Source organism: Flavobacterium collinsii, from assembly GCF_902804485.1.
Classification (GTDB): domain Bacteria; phylum Bacteroidota; class Bacteroidia; order Flavobacteriales; family Flavobacteriaceae; genus Flavobacterium; species Flavobacterium collinsii.
The window spans coordinates 1-1,251 of record NZ_CADCST010000017.1; the positions used below are offsets into that span (position 1 = coordinate 1).

1 protein-coding gene is annotated in these 1,251 nt (G+C 32.3%); it reads right to left on the minus strand.

Features of this window, described 5'->3' with window-relative positions:
* Nucleotides 1-1,210, minus strand: a protein-coding gene (locus FLA105534_RS00115) for an IS3 family transposase (protein ID WP_394368046.1) whose coding sequence is annotated in 2 segments (ribosomal slippage) — nt 1-862 and nt 862-1,210 — 1,211 coding nt annotated over the 2 segments. Because the reading frame shifts where the segments join, the coding sequence is not laid out codon by codon here. This gene is flagged as partial in the annotation.
* Nucleotides 1,211-1,251 lie beyond the last annotated feature (41 nt).

Below are 1,251 nucleotides of genomic sequence, written 5' to 3' on the forward strand. Positions count from 1 at the left end.
TCTTTGCTGGTTTTTTGATATACAAAATTAGGTGTTTTCATTTTCAAGCTTAAATGTGGTCTTTTTTGATTATAACATTCTACAGATTCTTTAATTAATTTACTTAACTCTACTGCTGATTTACATTTATAGATTAAAAATTCATTCTTTAAAATCCCATTGATTCTTTCTGCTAAAGCATTCTGATAACAATCATATCCATCGGTCATTGATGGCTCAATATTATTCTTTTTTAATTCATTTTGATAAACTTGGGAACAATACTGAAGCCCTCTGTCTGAATGATGTATTAGCGCAAGTTTATTTTTTCTATTCTTAACCGCCATCTTCAAGGCTTTAACAACATTCTCCGCACTCATATCGTCACTTAAATGATATCCGACAATCTTCCTGCTAAAAACGTCTGTAACCAATGAGAGATAATGAGTTCTTTCATAAGATTTCACGTAAGTTATATCGCTAACAAAAACCTGTTCAGGCCTATATATATCAATATCTTTGAGAAGATTAGGATATTTATGAAGCCAGTGTTTAGAAAAAGTCGTTTTAATATAACTTTTTGCAGGCTTTATAAGCAACTGTTCTCTTTTTAGATACTTGAAAAATGCATCTCTTCCGATTTTGATCCCATTTTCAGCAAAACAATCCTCCAATAAAAAATAAAGTTTTCTTGTGCCTAATCTAGGCATTATTCTTCTTTGTTTTTCAACCAGTTCCCTAACTTTGAGTAATTGTTCTTCACGTATGAACAAGCGTGATTCATGCTGATAAATTGATTGTCGGCTTATCCCAAATAATCTACAGGCATAGGACATGCTTATTCCTTTTTCCTGCTGGATGCTTCTGATGGTTTGGGAGAAAACTTTTTTCTGATTTGAGTTCCATATTGACTGTCAGAAATATCAATCATAGTATTAAGAACCATGTTTTTCAGTTTTTCATCTGCCAGTTCTTTTTCTAATCTTTTGATAATCTGTGCCGGAGTTTCTTTTGATTTTGACATAAAAAGAAGATTAGGTTTACTCCAGTCTAAGTTACCAAATTTTCGCAACCAAACCAAAACAGTACTTCTTCCTTGTATGCCGTATTTCTTTTGTGCCTGCTTATAAGTAAGTTCGCCTTTTTCTACCTGAGAAATAACGGCTAATTTAAAGCCTATGTTGTAATCTCTCTGACTGCGTCGCTCTTTTTTAAATTCTGGATTATTCATAAATAAGTCAATTTTATGTCAACTTATTTCAGGACGAGACA